The sequence below is a fragment of the Streptomyces sp. NPDC048436 genome (genome assembly GCF_043200355.1).
GTDB lineage: Bacteria > Actinomycetota > Actinomycetes > Streptomycetales > Streptomycetaceae > Streptomyces.
In genome coordinates this window covers 62051-79427 of the sequence record NZ_JBICXP010000010.1, presented here as the reverse complement: position 1 = coordinate 79427, position 17377 = coordinate 62051, and the positions used below count along the sequence as shown (strand labels likewise).

The following is a 17377-nucleotide window of genomic DNA, read 5'->3' as shown; positions in this document are numbered from 1 at the left end:
GATGTCTACTGAGACCCATCGCGTGACCATCACCGAACTCGCGAGTTGCTCCGACTCCGCGGTGCTGAGGGTCAGCGGCGAGCTCGATCAGTCCTGCGAGGACTTCTTCCTGCGTACCCTCGGTGCGTCGGTCGAGGCCGGGCACCGGCATCTGGTCCTGGACATCACCGCGCTGCTCTTCTGCGACTCACGCGGACTGAACTGCCTGCTCGCCATCCGGTGGCTCCTGGCCCGCCGCGAGGGCAGCCTGCTCCTCGCGGGGGCGGGACGGCGGCTGTCGGAGATGCTGGCACTGACCGGCAGTACGGAACTGCTTCCGGTCCACCGGACGGTCGGCCAGGCCCTTTCGACGCTGCCGCCACAGGAGCGGCCCCAGTGGCCGCCGAGCCCCTCCTGCGCGTAAGACGGCTGCTACTCCGTGCGCAGCGCGGTGGCCGTCCGGGTCCTCGCCGCCCAGCCCGCCGGGAGCAGCGCTCCCAGGAGCGCGATGGCGACCCCCGCGAGGCCCAGCAGGACCAGGTGCGCGGGCTCGTACACCTCAAGGACCGACGGCGGAAGACCCGTGCCCGCCGCGCGCCCCATCACCGGCAGCACGTAGCCGTGCAACGCGAACCCGGCGGGCACCCCGATCAGGCCGCCGAGCACACCGATCCCCGCCACCGAGGCGAGTACGAGCCCCACGGTCTGCCGCGGTGACATGCCGAGCGCCTTGCAGACGCCGAGGTCGTGGACGCGCTCCCGGGTGTCGAGGACGACGGAGTTGAGCACGCCGAGGCCCGCCACGGAGACCAGCATCAGGGTGAGCAGCACCGCCATCGCGTCCAGGATGAGGATCGTGCTCTCCTGCTCGGAGGTGGCGTTGGCCATGGCGTCGCCGCCCAGCGGCTCCACCACCGCGGCGAGCTTCTTCGCGTACGCGGCGGGGGAGACGCCCGCTTTCACCTCGACCCGGAACGTCTGGGGCTCGGCCGCGGCGAATCCGGCCAGATCCGTGTGGAGGTGCAGGCCGTCGTCCGAGGTATCGAAGGCCTCGCCGACGATCCGCAGGCTCCGCGTGTCCTTCGCGAGGGTCACCCGCACCGTGTCGCCGATGTCGGTGCCGGTCCGTTCGAGGAACCGCGTGGACACCACGAGCTGTCCCGCCCCGGTGATCCAGTGCCCGGCGATCATCTCGTAGCCGCCGTCACCCATGTCGCCCTCGTAGAGGCTGGCCCGGACCGGCCCCGAGATCCCGCCCACGGTGACCTCGCTCTCCATCAGGCCGTAGTACGAAGCGGTGCCCGCCTGCGCCTCGACGGCGGCGCGGATCTTCGCCGGGTCGGCGGACGGAGGCCGCGCGTCGCCCTCCGTGGGGCCGGGTTCGCCGGGTCCTGCGGTCGGCCCGCCGCTGAACACGGTGACCGCGGCGCGCTCCTCGGGGTCGGAGGCGGCCCCGACCGCGTTCAGGGACGACGTCAGACCCACCGCGAAGGTCGCCGCGACGGTGCCGAAGGCCACCGCGAGGAGCATCGCGAGCGTACGGACCGGGTGTGCGAAGGGGCTCACGAGGCCGTAGGTCACCGCCCGCGGCAACGGAAGCCGTCCCGCGGCCCGGTGAGCCCACTGGCCGCGCCCGGTGCGCGGCGCCCGGCCCACCGCGATGGCCTCGACCGTGCGAAGCCGCCCGGCCCGCAGCGCGGGGACCAGGGCCGCGACGCCGACGACGAGCAGCGCGGCGGCCGGCACCACGGCGTCCACCCACCAGGTCACCGCCAGGGGGGCGGTGCCGTACACCTCCTCGGTGTCCTCGAGGAGCGGGACGGCCAGCAGGTGGCCCAGGACCACGCCCAGCGCGATCCCGGCACCGGCCGGGATCAACGCCTGCGCCACATAGGCGCGTACGACCTCGCGCGGTGTGAACCCGATGGCCTTCAGGATGCCGATCCTGCGCAGGCTCGTGCCGACCGCGCCGCTCACCACACTGCCGACGATGATCACCGACATCGCGATGCCCAGCACACCGAACGCGATCAGGAAGGGGATGGTCGGCGCCGCGCCCTGGTCGGCGGCGCGCTTGGTGTCCAGATAGGACTGGGTGCCAAGGAGCGCCCCGGACGGCACGGCTGCGGTGAGCTTCGCGCGTCCCTCGGCGATCTCGTCCTTCGTGCCCGCGGAGTCGAGGCGGTAGAGGACCTGACTCGTGAGCCGGCCTTCCTCCGATGCCAGCGCCGTGACCTGCTCGGGCGTCGCCCAGGCGTCGGCGGTCCTGCTGACCGACACGGCGGTGCCGACGACCTTGAGGGTCGTGGCGCCCGCGGAGTCCGACGTCTTCAGCGTGGAGCCCGGCTCGAAGGCGGGTCCGGCCATCGACTCGGACAGGACGATCTCCCCCGGCCTCGCCGCCCACCGGCCGGACTTCAGGTCCAGATCGTCCACGTCGGCGTGCGGACCGGTCCGCCCGGACAGCGTCAGGGACGGCATACGTCCGCCGCCCGGAGCCATCGGCTTGATCGTCTGGGACGGGTAGGGCCCCGCGCTCGCGGTGACGCCGTCCACCTGTTCGGTGGCCGCGATCCGCGCCGTACTCGCCTTCGCCGGATCGAACTGCGCGGAGATGTGCGCGCCCCGCTGCTGCGCGAAGGCGTGGTCGAAGGGGGCGTTCGAGGCGACGATGAGGGCCCCGGCGACCACGGCGGAGGCCACGGCCATCATCGTGGCCACGGCGATCACCACGGTCTGCACTCTGCGCCGCCCCACTCCAGAACGTACGACGCGGCCGAGCGCGCCGCCGCCGGAGCGGCTCACCGCAGGGCCTGCGCGGACATGTGATGGGTGTCGAGGGCGAGTTGACCGTCGACCAGATGAATCGTGCGGCTCGCGCAGGCCTCGGCGAGGGCCAGGTCGTGCGTGACCAGGACGATGGTCTGGCCGCCGCGGTGCAGCTCCAGGAGCAGCTCACGGACGTCGTGGCCCGAGGCGGTGTCAAGGGCGCCGGTCGGTTCGTCGGCGAGGAGCAGCGCGGGCCGGTTGACCAGAGCCCTGGCGACCGCGACCCGCTGACGTTCGCCGCCGGAGAGACGGCCCGGATAGGCCTGGGCGTGCTTCTGGATGCCGAGGATCTCCATGAGCTCGTCGGTGCGGGCCGCCGTCTTCTTCCGTGCCGTACCGGCCAGTTGGGCGGGGAGGCGGATGTTGTCGGCGACGGTGAGGTCGTCGAGGAGGTTGAAGAACTGGAAGACCATGCCGATCTGTTCGCGGCGGAACCGGGCGAGCGCGTGCTCGCTCAGTCCGTCGACCCGCCGGCCCGCCACCGTGACCGCGCCCTCCGTCGGCTGGTCCAGGCCGGCGACGAGGTTCAGGAGCGTGGACTTGCCACTGCCGGACGGTCCTGTCACCGCGAGGGCCTCGCCCTGTCCGACGCCGAGGTCGAGCGGGCCGAGCGCGGGCGAGTCCGCGCTGTCGTAGCGCTTGGTCACGCCTTCCAGTTCGATCACGTGAGTCATGGGGTGTCCGTCCTTACGGTCGAAAGGGCCAGGCGGGTTGCGGTTGCCGTGCAGCGAACGTAGGAGCGGGGGCAGTCGCGCCGCGTCGGCCGCGGCACCGACATCCGGCCGTCCCCGCGGAGGACCCCGCCGCGGGGTCATCACTGCGACGTACTCCCGGGGGACGGCGCTCCGGTCGCACAGGCCGATGCGGAACCGGGCGGGCGGGTCGCACAATGAGCCGGTGGATACGGGAGTCCGGCTCGGATGGCGTCAGCAACTGCGCGATGCGCTGCGTCCGTTGGCGCGGCCCGCACCGCCCTCACGCCGGGCGGTGCGGGTCGACGTCATCCTCGCGGTCGTGCTCACCGTCGTCGCTCTGGTCATCGCCGCGCGCTATCCCGACAGCGGTCCTGTCGAGTTCAGCAAGCACGTGTCGTCGCCCCCGGGTGCGCCGCCGCCCCCGCCGCCTCCTCCCGGGGCTCCCGAGCACGGGCCCTCCTCGGTCCCCTGGCCGCTCGTCGCGCTCTCGGCGGTGCCGCTGGTGGCCCGGCGCCACTATCCGCTCGCCGCGTTCGCGGCGGTCCTCGGCGTGGCGCTGGCCATCGGCGAGGACAGGACCTCCTGGATCAATGTGCTGGCCTGCGTCATCGGTGCGTACAGCGCCGTTGTCCACAGCCGCCACCGGATACGGGCAGTGGCCTTGCTCCTCTTCGCGGCCGTCCTGGCCGGCATCGCGTTCCGGGACACGGAACCCGTCTTCCCGGGCTGGTCGAGCCCTGCGGTCGTGCTCCTGGCCGTGGGGGCGCTGGCCGCCCTTGTCCGGCTCTGGCAGCGGCAGTTGGCGGCGAGCAGGGAGCGCTACGTGCGCCTTGAGGAGGCCCAGGGGGAGGCCATGCGCCGGGCGGTGGACGAGGAGAGATCTCGCATCGCCGCCGAACTGCACGACGTCGTGACCCACAATGTGAGCGTGATGCTCATCCAGGCGGGCGCCGCACGCAAGGTCATGGACGCGGCGCCGGAACGCTCCAAGCAGGCGCTCCTCGCGGTCGAGGCCGGGGGAAGGGCCGCCATGGCAGAACTGCGCCATGTGATGGGCCTGTTGGCCGCCCCCGACACCGGAAGGGCCGACAGCCCCGCGGACGGACTCGAACCCCAGCCCGGCCTCGCGCGACTCGACGCCCTGACCGAACGGGTGCGCTCCGCCGGGACACCGGTCGACGTCACGGTGTCGCTGCCGCAGGACCCGCTGCCGCCCGGCGTCGATCTCGCGGCCTACCGCGTCGTCCAGGAGGCGCTGACCAACACGATCAAACACGCGCCCGGCGCCGAAGCCCGCGTCACGATCGGCCACGCCGACGACTGCCTGGACATCGAGGTCACCGACACCGGCGCCGTGCGCGACGCCCCGCCCCCGAGCGGCAACGGCCGCGGACTGATCGGACTGCGCGAACGCCTCGCCGTGTACGGGGGTGACCTCACCGCCGGGCCGACCCTCGCGGACGGCTACCGCGTCACGGCCCGAATACCCTGGCGGACCCCATGAGCTGGCCCTCGCTGCGCATCGTCATCGCCGACGACCAGGCGCTCGTACGCACCGGCTTCGGGATGATCCTGGCCGCCGACGGCATCGAGGTGACCGCGGAGGCGGCCGACGGTGCCGACGCGGTCGCCGCGGTCCGGCGCACCCGGCCCGACGTCGTCCTCATGGACATCCGGATGCCGCGAATGGACGGCATCGAGGCGACCCGGCTGATCCTGGACGGCGAAGGCCCCCGCGCGACCCGGGTCATCATCCTCACCACGTACGACCTCGACCACTACGTCTACGCCGCGCTCACCGCCGGCGCCAGCGGCTTCCTGCTCAAGGACGTCACCCCCGAGCACCTGGTGGCCGCCGTGCGCCTGGTGCAGTCCGGTGACGCGCTGCTCGCGCCCGCCATCACCCGCCGCCTCATCGAACGCTTCGCCACCCGGGAAGAGGGCGAGCCGGCCGCGCTCCACCGTGACCTGTCCGGTCTGACCCCTCGCGAGCTCGAGGTGCTGCGCCTGCTCGCGACGGGCCTCAGCAACGCGGAGCTCGCGGAGCGTCTGTTCCTCAGCCCGACCACGGTCAAGACGCACATAGGCCGCATCCTGTCCAAACTGGAACTGCGGGACCGCGTCCAAGCCGTCGTACTCGCCTATGAGACCGGACTGATCTCACCCGGAGGCGGGCTCAGTGGCGACCCTTGAGCTTGCCGAACAGGCGCTTGGCCTGGGCCCGCTTCTTGGGGTCGGCCGATGCCTGGCGGGCCTTCTGGATCGTGCGCTGCCCCTGAGGGCTGCGGGCGAATCGCTTGATGCGGTCGATGACTCCGGGCATGTCGTCTCCTGAGGCTTGAGAACGGGCAGCGTACGGCGCTGCGTTCATCCCCCGCCTACCCGGCAACCGCCGGGTGATGCTCCCCGGAGCCCGGCCGTCGCGGGGAGCACCGGGATCTGGTCCGTTGGCCCCCTCGTGGCACCGGTCCACGGACAGGGACTGTGCCAATGGCCCAGTCATGTGGGCCCGTGTTGAGCCAAAGGGTGCATTGATGCTGTGATGTTCCTGTCGATGGCGCTGCGGACTTCTGCGGCGCCTTTTTCATGTGGGTACGTCGAAGGGGCGGGCAGCTGTGCTGAAGGGGATGTTCGTGGCACCGGATCCAGGACGGATGCGGCTGCGTTTCGCCGCCCGGGCCGTCCTCGGCATCGGTCTCGCGGTGGTCCTCTGCGGCGTGGCGGGGCATTCGCTCGCCGCGGCCATCACGGGCGGACTCGCCGCGCTGCTCGCGCTCTTCACCGTGAGCGACCCCACCGTGCGAGGGCAGGCCGTCACCACCGCGCTGCTGCCTGCCGTCGGCCTGCCGGTACTCGCCCTCGCGGCGCTCCTTCACGACCACCCCGTGGCCAGGGACGTGGCCTTCCTCGCCGTCATGGGCGTGGGGGTGTACGCCCGCCGGTGGGGGCCCCGCGGGCACTCGCTCGGCGTGTTCGGCTTCATGATGTTCTTCGCCACGCAGTTCCTGCACACGGTGCCCGGCCAGCTGCCCGAGCTGTTCGCCGCCGTCCTGCTCGCGCTGTGCGCCTCATCGGCCGTACGGTTCGGCCTCTGGTGCTACGAACGCCGGACGCCGCCCGCCGCCGTACCCGCGCCGCCGGGCGGCCGGGGTCTGGCACGTACGACGACTCGGCAGGCCGTCCAGGCGGCAGCGGGCGGCGCCTTCGCCCTCTCGCTGGGGCAGGTGCTCTCGGACGAGCGGTGGTACTGGGCCGTCGGCGCCACCTGGTGGGTCTTCGTGAACACCGCGTCCAGCGGAGAGACCCTGGTGCGCAGCTTCCGGCGCGTCCTGGGCACCGTGATCGGGATCGCCGTCGGCCTCGTCATCGCGGTGCCCCTGCACGGGGCGCCCGTCCCCACGGCGATCCTCGTCGCCGTCAGCGTCTTCGGGATCTTCTACACGGCCGCCGTCTCGTACACCTGGATGATGCTCGCGGTGACCGTCATGGCCGGGCTCCTCTACGGACTGCTCGGCGTGCTGAACCCGGGCCTGCTCGCCCTGCGCGTCGCGGAGACCGGTGCCGGAGCGCTCGGCGCCGTCATCGCGGTGCTCCTCGTCCTGCCGGTCACCACCCACGCCACCACCAACGCCTGGATCCAGCGCGCCCTGCGGTCCGTGCACACCTGCGCCGCCGAGGCCGCCGCACGCCTCGCGGGCTCCGACACGGCCGACCCGGCGCCGCACGTGAGCGAGCTGGAACAACTGCTCGGCAAGGTGCGGCTCTCCCTCGCCCCGCTCGTCCACCCGCTGAGCCCGCTGCGGTCCCGCAAGGAGCGTGCGCGCCAGGTCCTCGCGCTCCTCGACGACTGCGCCCGCGAGGTCCGCGGCCTCGCCTCCGTCGCGGCCGACCCCGAGGCCTCGCACGACGACCGCCTCACCGCCGCGTGCCGACGCGTGGAGGCAGCCGTGGAGGCACTGACGTCACCGGAGCCCGCGCACCGGCGGCCCGCGGCCGACTCCGTCGCCCTGCCGCACGCGTCCGCGACGGGGCCCGCCCTGGCGCACGTACACGGTCTGGAGAAGGCGCTCGCCGAACTCGCCGTACCCCTGCGGGTCTCCACCCGTACCCCCGTGCTCGGCGCCTGAACGGGGGAAATCCCTCACACCCCAATGGACGACACATGAGGTCGCCTCTCGCGTGGTAGACGAACTCCCGCTCCTCGCGAGGAAAGGGATGCTGACCATGCCGGAGGAATCACCGTCAATCGTGCACGACGTCTCGGTGGCGGCAGCCGTCGGGCGAAAGGCGCTGCCGAACCGGCTGTGCACCGCGTTCACCCAGTCACTGGGCGCCCAACGTGCCGCCCTGTCCTGGCTGCCCCGGCTCGAACACTGGCAACTGCTGCACGCCACCGACGAGTCCGCGCTGCAGGCCGAGGCAGCCCAGTTCACCCGGGCCGACGGCCCCTCGGTCAGCGCCGCGCTCGGGATGCGCCCCGTCTTCGTACCCGATCTGCGCGACTACCCGTGCCGCACCGGACCGCCCCTGACCGAGGAACTGCCCGGCACCCGGCGGGTCCTGGCGCTCCCGCTGCACGATCGGGACACCCCGGTCGGCGTGATGTGCCTCTACTACACCGAGCACTCGCACGTGACCGCCGACCACATCACCCACGCGGAGCGCGCCGCCGCCCTCGCACTCGACGCGCTGCTGCGCTGGCGTCCCGTGCACGCCAACCCCGGCCGCCGGCGCCCGGTATGGACCACCAGCACCCGCGCGGCACGCTGGGAGCGCATCCACCGGGCCGCCGACTATGTCGCCGCCCGCGAAGACTGCCCCGTCACCGAAGGCCTCGCGTGGCTCCAGGAAGTCAGCAGCCGCGACGGCCTCTCGCTGCTCGACGTGGCCGACACCGTCCTGCAGCCCTCGCGCGCGCACCAGGCCGAAGTGACCGGAGAGAGGAGCGGCCATGAACGAGCCCGTGGAAGTGCTGCTTGACCGCGTCCAGGAACGCGCCGGCTACCCGGAGCGCCAGGAGGCGGCCGGGGCCGTGCAGAGCGTCCTCGAGGTCCTCGGGGCGCATCTGGTGGGCGACGACCGCACCGACCTCGCCCGCCTGCTGCCCAGGCCGTGCGGACCGCTCCTCACGGACGTCCCGCCGGCCAGCGAACCCCTGACGCCCACCGCCTTCATCGAAGCGGTGGGCGCACGCCTCGGGCTCGACGCGACGCGGGCCCGCCGCGCCGTCACCGCGGTGCTCGCGACGGTCGCGGAGGTCGCCGACGACGCGCTGCTGCGCCGCATACTGACGCAGCTCCCGCCGGGCCACGCCGGGCTGTTCGGACGCACCGACCCCACGTGAACCCATCTGAACCCTCGCGCCCCGCGTGCGGAGACGCACACGGGGTACCGGGGAGGCGGATGCCGGAAGGCGCACGGCACACACCCTGAGTGGAGGCTCGTGATGGCACGGACAGTCCCGCACGGCAAGACCTCGAAGGAATCAGGGGGCGACCGGAGCGCTCCCGGCACACCGCCGCTCTCCCGGTGGGCGCGCGCGGTCGCGATGCTGGTGGCCTTCGCGGGCACGGTTGCCTTCGCGGTGCTGCTGGCCCGGCTCACGCTGGAACCCTCCGTGGCCTCCGAGTCCTTGACGCACAGCAACCTGCGCCCCGGCGACTCGATCCGGGACTATCTCGCGCAGCCCGCGTTCCGCGACACCGTCAAACAGCTCGGCGGCAACATCGTCCTCGGCCTGCCGTTCGGGATGCTGCTGCCGGTGCTCGTGCCCCGCGCCCGGGGGCTCCTGCGCGTCATCGCCGTCACGGCGCTCGTGATGCTCCTGGTCGAGCTGGCCCAGGGCGCTCTGGTCACCGGGCGGGCCTTCGACGTCGACGACGTGGTGCTCAACACGACCGGCGCCGTGCTCGGTTACCTGCTGATCGGCCGCAGGCTCGGCCGCGCCGTGCACCCCCGCCGCCGGCACTGGTGGCACCGCTTCACGAAAAGGCGGACCGCGGCCGACTGACGGCCAGGGAGCCGTCAGCCGGCCGCGGTCGCGGGGCCGGGGCGTCGCACGCCGGGCAGGTCACACGCCCAAGCGGCCGATGTCCTGCGGGTCGAGGCCGGTCAGACGGGCGATGCGCGGCGCGGAGATGCCCGCGGCCAGGGCGCGGTGCACCAGAGCCTCCCAGTCCTGCGTCGTGTCCCGGAAGTCCAGCAGTTCGCTCTCCATGTCCGTGACGGTCCGGGGCGAACACTCCTGCTGGACCCGCAGCGCCTCGTCCTCGCTCAACGGAATGGGCAGGCGCTCTGCTCCCTCGGGGATGAACGCCTCCGCTTCCGCGGGAAGGATCCGGACCTCCTCCGAGGACTCCGACACGTCGTGGGCCCGCAGCCAGCCGTGAACGGCGGGTGTTTCCACGCACTCCAGATCGCCCGCGGCGGCCAGGGCCGTCCCGAGACGGGGGTGACGGTCGGGGAGGAGAAAGAGGAAAGCGTCATCGGCCATCGTGCGCGACCGCCCGTCAGCGAGTGGTGAGCATTCCGTCGCGCAGGCGCGCCAGAGTGCGGGACAGCAGACGGGAAACGTGCATCTGCGAGACGCCGAGGTGCTCGCCGATCTGTGACTGGGTGAGTTCGTCGACGAAGCGCAGACGCAGGATCTCCCGGTCGCGCTCGCCGAGCTGGGCGAGCAGCGGGGCAAGAGCGTGGAAGTCCTCCACGAGTTCCATGGCGGGGTCCTCCTCGCCGATGAAGTCCGCGAGGGCGGCCTCGCTGTCGTCGCGGTCACCGCGGACGGTGGCGTCGAGGGAGGTGGAGTTGTAGCCGTTCGAGGCGGTGCGGGCCTCGATGACCTCCTCCTCGGTGAGGTCCATCAGCTCCGCCAGTTCGCCGACCTTGGGGGCGCGGCCCAGGCGGCTGCTGAGTTCGTCGGTGGCCCTGGCGAGTTCGACACGGGCCTCCTGGAGGCGGCGCGGCACGTGGACGGCCCAGGACGTGTCGCGGAAGAACCGCTTGATCTCACCGACGATGTACGGCACCGCGAACGTCGCGAACTGGACCTCGCGTGACAGCTCGAAGCGGTCGATGGCCTTGATCAGGCCGATCGTGCCGACCTGGACGATGTCCTCCATGTCGTCGCTGCGGTGGCGGAACCGTCCGGCGGCGTAGCGGACGAGCGACATGTTCATCTCGATAAGGGTGTTACGGGCATATTGATATTCCGGCGTGCCCTCTTCGAGCGTGGCGAGCCTGGTGAAGAACAGCTGCGACAGTTCGCGGGCATCGTTCGGTCCGACCGTCTGCGGGGAGACGATCTCCGGCAGTTCCGCGATGCCAGTGTCCGTAGAAGTACCGGTTGCCGCTGTCATGGTTTCCCTCCCGAGTTCGCCCGGCCCTTCCGTCGTCCCCCGACTGGCCGGTGCACCGCACGTACCCGCCTGTGGGTGCTTCATGCGCGCGCAGATGTATCAAGATCCGTTATGTGTCCGAGCGTTACGGATCCCGCATGACGGGCAAGTGAGCAGCTCGGACAGAGGCCGGCCCAACCCGGACACAGGCCACCGCCATACGAGGAGGTGCTCATGCGTACGCAGCAGAAGCGACCCGACACCCGATCGCCGGACCGAGCGACCCCCCACCAGGAGAATCCCGGCCGAGCGGCCCCCGGCCCCACGGCCGTCGGCCCGGCCGTCTTCGACAAGCGGCCCGAAGCCGTCGCCCACGCGCGGGACTTCGCCCGCGCCTTCGTCAGCGGGCTCCGCCCGGCCGTGGATCCCCAGGACGCGGCGAGCGTGGAACTCGCCGTCTCCGAACTCGTCACCAACGTCGTACGGCACGCGAGCGGGACGTCCTGCACCCTGCAGCTGCGGGCCCAGCCCGACGGCATCGCGATCCTTGTCGGCGACTCCGACCCGCGACCGCCGCAGGAGCGGGCCCCCGACCTCGCGGGCGGCACCGGAGGATTCGGCTGGCCCATGGTCCAGCACCTGGCCACCGCGGTCTCGGTGACCAGGGGACCCGGCGGCAAGACCATCCGGGCGGTCCTGCCGCGCTAGTGGTGGCCGAGGCCCGCGTGGTGGCCCCGTGGCATGAGGGAGCTCCCGCCGGGCAGGAGAGGCTGATGGACGACCTCTCGCAGCTACTCCAGCAGACCATGCGCCGCCGCCACCTGACGCCGCAGGCGATCGCCGACAAGACCGGGATCCGCACACCACGTATCCGCGCCTTCGCCGAGGACGGCGCCGACGGACCCGTTCGCCCCACCGACGACGAACTGGCCGAACTGGCCGGCGCCCTCGCACTGCCCGCCATCAAGGACGCCACGCGCCCCACGGCGGCGACCGCCTCCTGACCGCCAAACCCGCCGCCGGCCTGCGGCGCTGGGCCCACCGTGGACAAGTAGGCCTCGTCTGAGGCATGTTCACCGGGCACATACAGGGTGGATCACCTCACCGGAGGGGTAACCCCGCGGCTAACAGCCACGCGGACCGCGCGGGAGCGGCCCGTGCCCCGGAGCCACTTGGGGGTGCACCATGCGGAAATTCCTGCGCAGGGCCGGATACGGAAATCCTGCGGACCGCGAAGCGCGGGGGAGCGGACCGGAGGGGCACCGCCCGGCGGACGACCCCGCCGACGCGGCTGACCTCGCTGACCCCGCCGGGTCCGCCGACCCGGCGGAGCCGCACCGGCGAGCTCCCGACGCGGCCTGCCCGGAGCGCACCCCGGGTCACCACAACGCGGACGCCGCCGCCCCTGTGGCGCCGCGCCCCGCCGTCCAGGCACCGGAGGGTCCCGAACTGCGCCGGGCCGCGGCCGAGTTCATCCGCCTCCACCACGGCGAGGCACGCCTCGGCGACCCGGATCCCCGGATCGCCCGGGTGTTCGCCGAGATCGCGGAGACGGGGACGTACCGCCACACCCACGAAGAGCTCGTGTTCGGCGCCCGGCTCGCCTGGCGCAACGCCGCCCGGTGCATCGGCCGCCTCTACTGGCGTTCCCTGCGCGTCCTGGACCGCAGGGAGCTGACCGGAGCCGAGGACGTCGCCGCCGCTTCGGCCGAACATCTGCGGGAGGCCGCCCGCGGCGGGCGCCGGATCAGGCCGCTCATCACCGTCTTCGCGCCCGACGCACCCGGCCGCCCCGGTCCGCGCATCTGGAACGAGCAGCTCATCCGGTACGCCGGGTACGAGCAGCCGGGCGGGCGGGTCGTCGGCGACCCGCGCAACGTCGGGATCACCGCGTTCGCGCGCCGCATCGGCTGGCCGGGCGGCCCCGGCAGCCCCTTCGACGTACTGCCGCTGGTCGTCCAGGGGGCGGGCGACGAGCCCCGCTGGTTCCGGCTGCCGCCCGACGCGGTCCTCGAAGTGCCGATCGAGCACCCCGATTACGCCTGGTGGACGCAGCTGGAGCTGCGCTGGCACGCCGTGCCCGCGCTGGCCTGCATGTGTCTGGAGATCGGGGGCGTCTGCTACCCCGCCGCGCCCTTCAACGGCTGGTACATGGGCACCGAGATCGGTGCCCGCAACCTCGCCGACAGCGACCGCTACGACCTGCTGCCGCGCGTCGCCGAACGGCTCGGGCTGGACACCGGAAGCGACCGTTCACTCTGGAAGGACCGCGCTCTCGTCGAGCTCAACCGGGCGGTGCTCCATTCGTTCGACCGGGCCGGTGTCACCATGGCCGATCACCACACCGAGTCCCGGCGCTTCCTGACCCACCTCGGCCGCGAGGAGAGCAAGGGCAGGACCGTCGGCGCCGACTGGTCCTGGATCGTGCCGCCGCTGTCCGGCAGCGTGACGCCCGTCTTCCACCGCACGTACGACACCGTGGAGCGGCACCCCGCCTACGTCCATCACCCGGAGGCAGTCGCCAGGACGCGCGGCGAAAGCGGCGGCGCGTTGGTCTAGACCGCCTGCTAGCGTCTGCCGCACGTGCGCCCCCTGGACATGGCGCTCGGTCGGGAGTCGAGAGGGGAACGCAGTGATCGGCAGGCAAGGCGACAGACAACGGGCGTACATCGGGTCCTTCACCGCGGCGGGCGGAGCCGGCATCCTCACCGCGGCCATCGACGCGGACACCGGTGCGCCGACCGTCCTCGGCGCCGTCGGCACCCTCGCCGATCCCTCGTACCTCGCGCTCTCGGCCGACGGCGGCACCCTCTACGCCGTCAGCGAGACGTCCGACGGCGCGGTCGCCGCGTACCGCCTCAGCGGCGACAAGCTCGAGCAGGCCGGGCCGCCGGTGCCGGTCGGCGGGGCGGCTCCCACACATCTCGCCGTGCACGCGGGGCACGTCCTCACCGCCAACTACGGATCGGGCAGCGTCACCGCCGTCCCGGTACGTCGCGACGGGGCTCTCGCACCGGCGCCCTCCGGCGTCCTCGCGCACACCGGCTCGGGCCCCCACCCGCAGCGCCAGCAGCGCCCGCACGCCCACCAGGTGCTCGGCGACCCCAGTGGCCGCTGGGTGCTGAGCGTCGACCTCGGCACCGACTCCGTACGCGTCTGCGAGCTCACTGAGGCGGGCGAGCCGGTCCTGCACCGCGAGGTCGCGCTGCGGCCAGGATCAGGCCCTCGGCATCTCGCGTTCCACCCGCGGGGTGATCGCGCCTACGTCCTGAACGAGCTCGCCCCCACCCTCACGATCTGCGCCTGGGACGCCGTCGAGGGCTCCCTCAAGCCGCTCGGTGAGGCGGCCGTCCTGCCGGGTCCCACGGACGGCGACGGCGAGGCGTTCCCCTCCGAGGTGGTCGTCGCGCCCGACGGGCGGTTCCTGTGGACCGCGACCCGGGGCCAGGACGTCATCTCGGTCCTCGCGCTCGACGATGCGGGGACGCGGCCGCGGCTCGCCGCCACCGTGCCGTGCGGCGGCCACTGGCCGCGTGACCTGGCCATCGACCCCTCGGGGCGGTTTCTGTACGCGGCCAATGAGCGGTCCGGCGACGTGACCTGGTTCGCGATCGACCCGGCGACGGGCATCCCGCGCCGGATGGGCTCGGTCGAGGCGCCAGCGGCGTCCTGCGTGATCTTCGGCTGAGCCGACGGGTCGCGCTCACGCCGATGGGCCCGCTCCCTGCATCAGGGGGCGGGCCCATCGGCGTGACGGCATCAGGTCTGCCTGCGCGGTGCGGTCAGTGGACCGGCGCGCCCGACGGCTGCTGCGGGGCGATGCCGAGCGCCGACGTGTACTTCGAGAGGGCGAGCTTGCCGATCGCCGGGTAGGCGCCGAGCGACTCGGCGACCGAGCAGCCGGCCTCCTTGGCGGCGGCGTCGAGCAGGCTCGGGTCGATCTCGGGGCCGATCAGGTACGGGGCGAGCGCCAGCTGCGTGGAACCGGAGCCGCGCAGCTCCTCGGCGGTGTCCGCGATGGCGCCCTCCTGGTCGAGCGCGGCGGCCATCACCGGCACCGCGAGGCGGGCCGCGAGCAGCATGCCGGTGATCCCGGCGGCCTGCACGGCCTCCTCGCCGCCGACCGTGGCGAGGATGATGCCGTCCGCCGCGGTCGCCACCGTGAACAGGCGGGCGCGGTCGGCGCGGGCGAGACCGGCCTCCGACAGGCGCACGTGCAGGGCCTCGGCGAGCAGCGGGTGCGGGCCGAGGACATCAGTGAGCTCGGCGGGGGCGCGGCTGTCCATCACGGCCTGGCGCACGCGCCGCATCAGCGCGTTGTCGGGTCCTGCGAGGAGAGGCACCACGACGGCGACGGGGCCGTCGGGCTCGGCGGCGTCGGAGCCCGCCGCGCGCGCCTGCTCGAAGCGCGCGGTGCGCTCGGCGACGGCGTGTGCGAGCACGGACTGCAGCGAGGGGAATTCGGGGAACGACGCGGTCGTGGCGTCCTCGGTCCCGTCGAGGTACCCGATGCGGGCGTCAAGGCCGGGCAGCTCGGAGCGGGCGATGCTCACGACCTCTTCGGCGAGGCTGCGCGTGGCGGTGGTGGGTACGCCCGGTACGGCGAGAACGAGCGCGGGCGCGTTCTCGGGAGCCGCCACGGGCTCCGGGCGGCGGTGCCGCCCCGGCTGGCGGGGTCGCGGCATTCGTACGGGCAGGCCTGATGCGGGCCCGGTGGGGGAGCTCATGGCCCCGCATGCTACTGGTCTCCGGGGCTTCGCTGTTCGGGGAGGGTACAGGTGGGCGGTATAAGTCCGCTTTTGTCTTATGAGTTACGTAGAGGTCGACTGTCACACCGCCGAGTGGTCATCCGGAGTGGTCAACCGCTCTACTCCGTGTGCACGGTGAGCATCCGCGGATCGAGCGGCAGCCGCAGCCGGTTCGTGGCGATATCGGCGGCGATGCGCACGGCGCCGTCCAGCGGGTCGCCCGCGGCCGGAACGAGTCGCGCGTGCGGCAGGAGGTCCTTCAGCTCGGCGCGAACGGGGCCCAGCAGTGCCTCGCCCATCCGGAACAGGCCGCCGGTGAGGGCGACGTCGGGCCGCTCGGCCTCGCCCTCCCGCATCGCGTGGGACGTGGGGCAGACGGCCGCCGCGGCTTCGGCGATGTGCCGGGCGGCGTCCCGCAGGATCTCCTCGGCCACGGGATCGTCGGCGGCGCAGAGCGCCACTTCGGGAGCGAACGAGGCGAGCAGCGCGGGCCGGTCCGTACGCGGATAGAGCTGACCGGGCAGTCCCGGCGCGGGGCCGAACAGCTCTTCGGCGCGGGTGAGCAGCGCCTTCGAACCACCACGCCGGCCGTCGAACGCCCGCATCGCCGCGTCCAGCCCCGCGCGGCCGATCCACGCGCCGCCGCCGCAGTCACCGAGCAGATGCCCCCATCCGTCAGCTCGCCGCCAGGACATCAGATCGGTGCCGACCGCGATCATGCCGGTGCCCGCTGCCACCACCGCGCCCGCCCGCTCGCCGAGCGCACCCGCGTACGCGGTGACGGCGTCCGCGGCCAGAGCCAGGCGCCGTACGCCCAGGGCCTGGTGGAGCGCGGCCGGCAGCTCGGCGCGCAGGTCGTCACCGAGGGTCGCCATGCCCGCCGCGCCGATGCCGACAGCGGTTACCCGCCCCCCGCCCGCCTGCTCCAGCAACTCCCGTGCCATGGGCAGCAGTTGCTCCGTGAAGTCCCCGGCGTCGATTCCGCGCGCACCGGTACGCACCGATTCCTTCGAGCTGATCGGGGCCGGGCACCCCACCCCGTCAAGGCCGCTGAGGGCGACCCGCATCCCGGAGCCGCCCGAGTCGACCCCGAGGACCCACGAGGCGTCCGTCACGGCAGCCGCCAGTCCACCGGCTGTGCCCCCTGCTGGACCAGCAGCTCGTTGGCCCGGCTGAACGGCCGCGAGCCGAAGAAACCGCGGTCCGCCGACATGGGCGAGGGATGCGAGGACTCGACCGATGGCAGCGGGCCGAGCAGCGGCCGCAGATTGCGGGCGTCACGCCCCCACAGGATGGAGACGAGAGGGCGCCCGCGTGCTGCGAGCGCCTTGATGGCCTGCTCGGTGACCTCTTCCCAGCCCTTGCCCCGGTGCGCGGCCGGACGCCCCGGGGCCGTGGTGAGCGCCTTGTTGAGCAGCAGCACGCCCCGCTGCGTCCAGGGCGTGAGGTCGCCGTTCGACGGCTGCGGCAGGCCCAGGTCGGAGCCCAGCTCGCGGTAGATGTTGATGAGGCTGCCGGGCAGCGGGCGCACCTCGGGCGCGACCGAGAACGACAGACCCACCGCGTGCCCGGGGGTCGGATAGGGATCCTGGCCGACGATCAGCACCCGCACCTCGTCGAAGGGCTGCTGGAACGCCCGCAGGACGTTCGCCCCCGATGGGACGTAGGTGCGTCCGGCGGCGATCTCCGTGCGCAGGAAGTCACCCATCGCGGCGACGCGTCCGGCGACGGGTTCGAGGGCCTTCGCCCAGCCCGCTTCGACAATCTCATGCAAGGGTCGTGGTGCCACGGC

At 72.9% G+C, this 17377-nt stretch carries 19 protein-coding genes; 11 read left to right on the top strand and 8 right to left on the bottom strand.

The features are described 5' to 3' along the window. The first annotated feature begins 1 nt into the window (after position 1). The gene (locus tag ACGFX9_RS29485) at positions 2-403 is read left to right on the top strand and encodes an STAS domain-containing protein (protein ID WP_393478938.1); all 402 of its coding nucleotides are present in this window, start codon (positions 2-4) and stop codon (positions 401-403) included. 8 nt (positions 404-411) lie between these two features. Here the strand turns inward: ACGFX9_RS29485 and ACGFX9_RS29480 are convergent, their stop codons facing one another. Further along, complete coding sequence (locus ACGFX9_RS29480) at positions 412-2784, bottom strand: ABC transporter permease (protein ID WP_393478934.1); 2373 nt, start codon at positions 2782-2784, stop codon at positions 412-414. Continuing rightward, on the bottom strand, positions 2781-3482 hold the full coding sequence (locus ACGFX9_RS29475; RefSeq protein WP_393478931.1) for an ABC transporter ATP-binding protein: 702 nt from the start codon (positions 3480-3482) through the stop codon (positions 2781-2783). Before ACGFX9_RS29475 ends, ACGFX9_RS29480 begins: the two co-directional genes overlap by 4 nt. Positions 3483-3705: 223 nt before the next feature. Between ACGFX9_RS29475 and ACGFX9_RS29470 the strand changes: the two genes are divergently transcribed. Further along, positions 3706-5007: a sensor histidine kinase gene (locus ACGFX9_RS29470; RefSeq protein ID WP_393478928.1), complete on the top strand. Its 1302-nt coding sequence runs from the start codon at positions 3706-3708 to the stop codon at positions 5005-5007. Then, positions 5004-5696, top strand: a complete 693-nt coding sequence (locus tag ACGFX9_RS29465) for a response regulator (RefSeq protein ID WP_393478924.1) — start codon at positions 5004-5006, stop codon at positions 5694-5696. The genes ACGFX9_RS29470 and ACGFX9_RS29465 overlap by 4 nt, the downstream gene beginning before the upstream one ends. On the opposite strand, the gene ACGFX9_RS29460 is transcribed toward ACGFX9_RS29465, so the two are convergent. After that, entirely contained in the window at positions 5680-5826 is a 147-nt protein-coding gene (locus ACGFX9_RS29460) for a hypothetical protein (RefSeq protein ID WP_393478918.1), read from the bottom strand. The two genes, ACGFX9_RS29465 and ACGFX9_RS29460, sit on opposite strands and share 17 nt — an antisense overlap. Before the next feature lie 292 nt (positions 5827-6118). Between ACGFX9_RS29460 and ACGFX9_RS29455 the strand changes: the two genes are divergently transcribed. The 4 genes from ACGFX9_RS29455 (at position 6119) to ACGFX9_RS29440 (ending at position 9513) form a co-directional block, all read left to right on the top strand. After that, positions 6119-7630, top strand: a complete 1512-nt coding sequence (locus tag ACGFX9_RS29455) for an FUSC family protein (protein ID WP_393478913.1) — start codon at positions 6119-6121, stop codon at positions 7628-7630. Positions 7631-7727: 97 nt separating this feature from the next. Next, on the top strand, positions 7728-8483 hold the full coding sequence (locus tag ACGFX9_RS29450) for a GAF domain-containing protein (RefSeq protein ID WP_393478908.1): 756 nt from the start codon (positions 7728-7730) through the stop codon (positions 8481-8483). Continuing rightward, the gene (locus tag ACGFX9_RS29445; protein WP_393478903.1) at positions 8455-8847 is read left to right on the top strand and encodes a DUF2267 domain-containing protein; all 393 of its coding nucleotides are present in this window, start codon (positions 8455-8457) and stop codon (positions 8845-8847) included. The genes ACGFX9_RS29450 and ACGFX9_RS29445 overlap by 29 nt, the downstream gene beginning before the upstream one ends. Before the next feature lie 102 nt (positions 8848-8949). Further along, a complete protein-coding gene (locus ACGFX9_RS29440) occupies positions 8950-9513 on the top strand; it encodes a VanZ family protein (protein ID WP_393478898.1) in 564 nt (187 codons plus the stop codon). 60 nt (positions 9514-9573) lie between these two features. Here ACGFX9_RS29440 and ACGFX9_RS29435 read toward each other — a convergent pair whose 3' ends face one another. Together ACGFX9_RS29435 and ACGFX9_RS29430 are read right to left on the bottom strand one after the other, a co-directional pair. After that, positions 9574-9996 carry a DUF6003 family protein gene (locus ACGFX9_RS29435; protein ID WP_393478895.1) on the bottom strand — a complete coding sequence of 141 codons (423 nt, stop codon included), beginning with the start codon at positions 9994-9996 and terminating at the stop codon, positions 9574-9576. Positions 9997-10012: 16 nt separating this feature from the next. Continuing rightward, on the bottom strand, positions 10013-10858 hold the full coding sequence (locus tag ACGFX9_RS29430; protein WP_393478891.1) for an RNA polymerase sigma factor SigF: 846 nt from the start codon (positions 10856-10858) through the stop codon (positions 10013-10015). Between the two features lie 213 nt (positions 10859-11071). Between ACGFX9_RS29430 and ACGFX9_RS29425 the strand changes: the two genes are divergently transcribed. The 4 genes from ACGFX9_RS29425 (at position 11072) to ACGFX9_RS29410 (ending at position 14525) form a co-directional block, all read left to right on the top strand. Beyond that, the gene (locus tag ACGFX9_RS29425; protein WP_393478886.1) at positions 11072-11545 is read left to right on the top strand and encodes an ATP-binding protein; all 474 of its coding nucleotides are present in this window, start codon (positions 11072-11074) and stop codon (positions 11543-11545) included. A gap of 65 nt (positions 11546-11610) precedes the next feature. Continuing rightward, a complete protein-coding gene (locus ACGFX9_RS29420; RefSeq protein WP_393478882.1) occupies positions 11611-11841 on the top strand; it encodes an XRE family transcriptional regulator in 231 nt (76 codons plus the stop codon). Between the two features lie 181 nt (positions 11842-12022). Beyond that, a complete protein-coding gene (locus ACGFX9_RS29415; RefSeq protein ID WP_393478879.1) occupies positions 12023-13396 on the top strand; it encodes a nitric oxide synthase oxygenase in 1374 nt (457 codons plus the stop codon). Positions 13397-13469: 73 nt separating this feature from the next. Continuing rightward, complete coding sequence (locus ACGFX9_RS29410) at positions 13470-14525, top strand: lactonase family protein (RefSeq protein WP_393478876.1); 1056 nt, start codon at positions 13470-13472, stop codon at positions 14523-14525. Positions 14526-14619: 94 nt separating this feature from the next. Here ACGFX9_RS29410 and ACGFX9_RS29405 read toward each other — a convergent pair whose 3' ends face one another. The 3 genes from ACGFX9_RS29405 to ACGFX9_RS29395 form a co-directional block, all read right to left on the bottom strand. Next, the gene (locus ACGFX9_RS29405; protein WP_393478873.1) at positions 14620-15564 is read right to left on the bottom strand and encodes a sirohydrochlorin chelatase; all 945 of its coding nucleotides are present in this window, start codon (positions 15562-15564) and stop codon (positions 14620-14622) included. 140 nt (positions 15565-15704) lie between these two features. Further along, a complete protein-coding gene (locus ACGFX9_RS29400; protein WP_393478870.1) occupies positions 15705-16700 on the bottom strand; it encodes an N-acetylglucosamine kinase in 996 nt (331 codons plus the stop codon). Then, positions 16697-17374, bottom strand: coding sequence for a uracil-DNA glycosylase (locus tag ACGFX9_RS29395; RefSeq protein ID WP_393478867.1), 678 nt, complete (start codon positions 17372-17374; stop codon positions 16697-16699). The genes ACGFX9_RS29400 and ACGFX9_RS29395 overlap by 4 nt, the downstream gene beginning before the upstream one ends. Positions 17375-17377 lie beyond the last annotated feature (3 nt).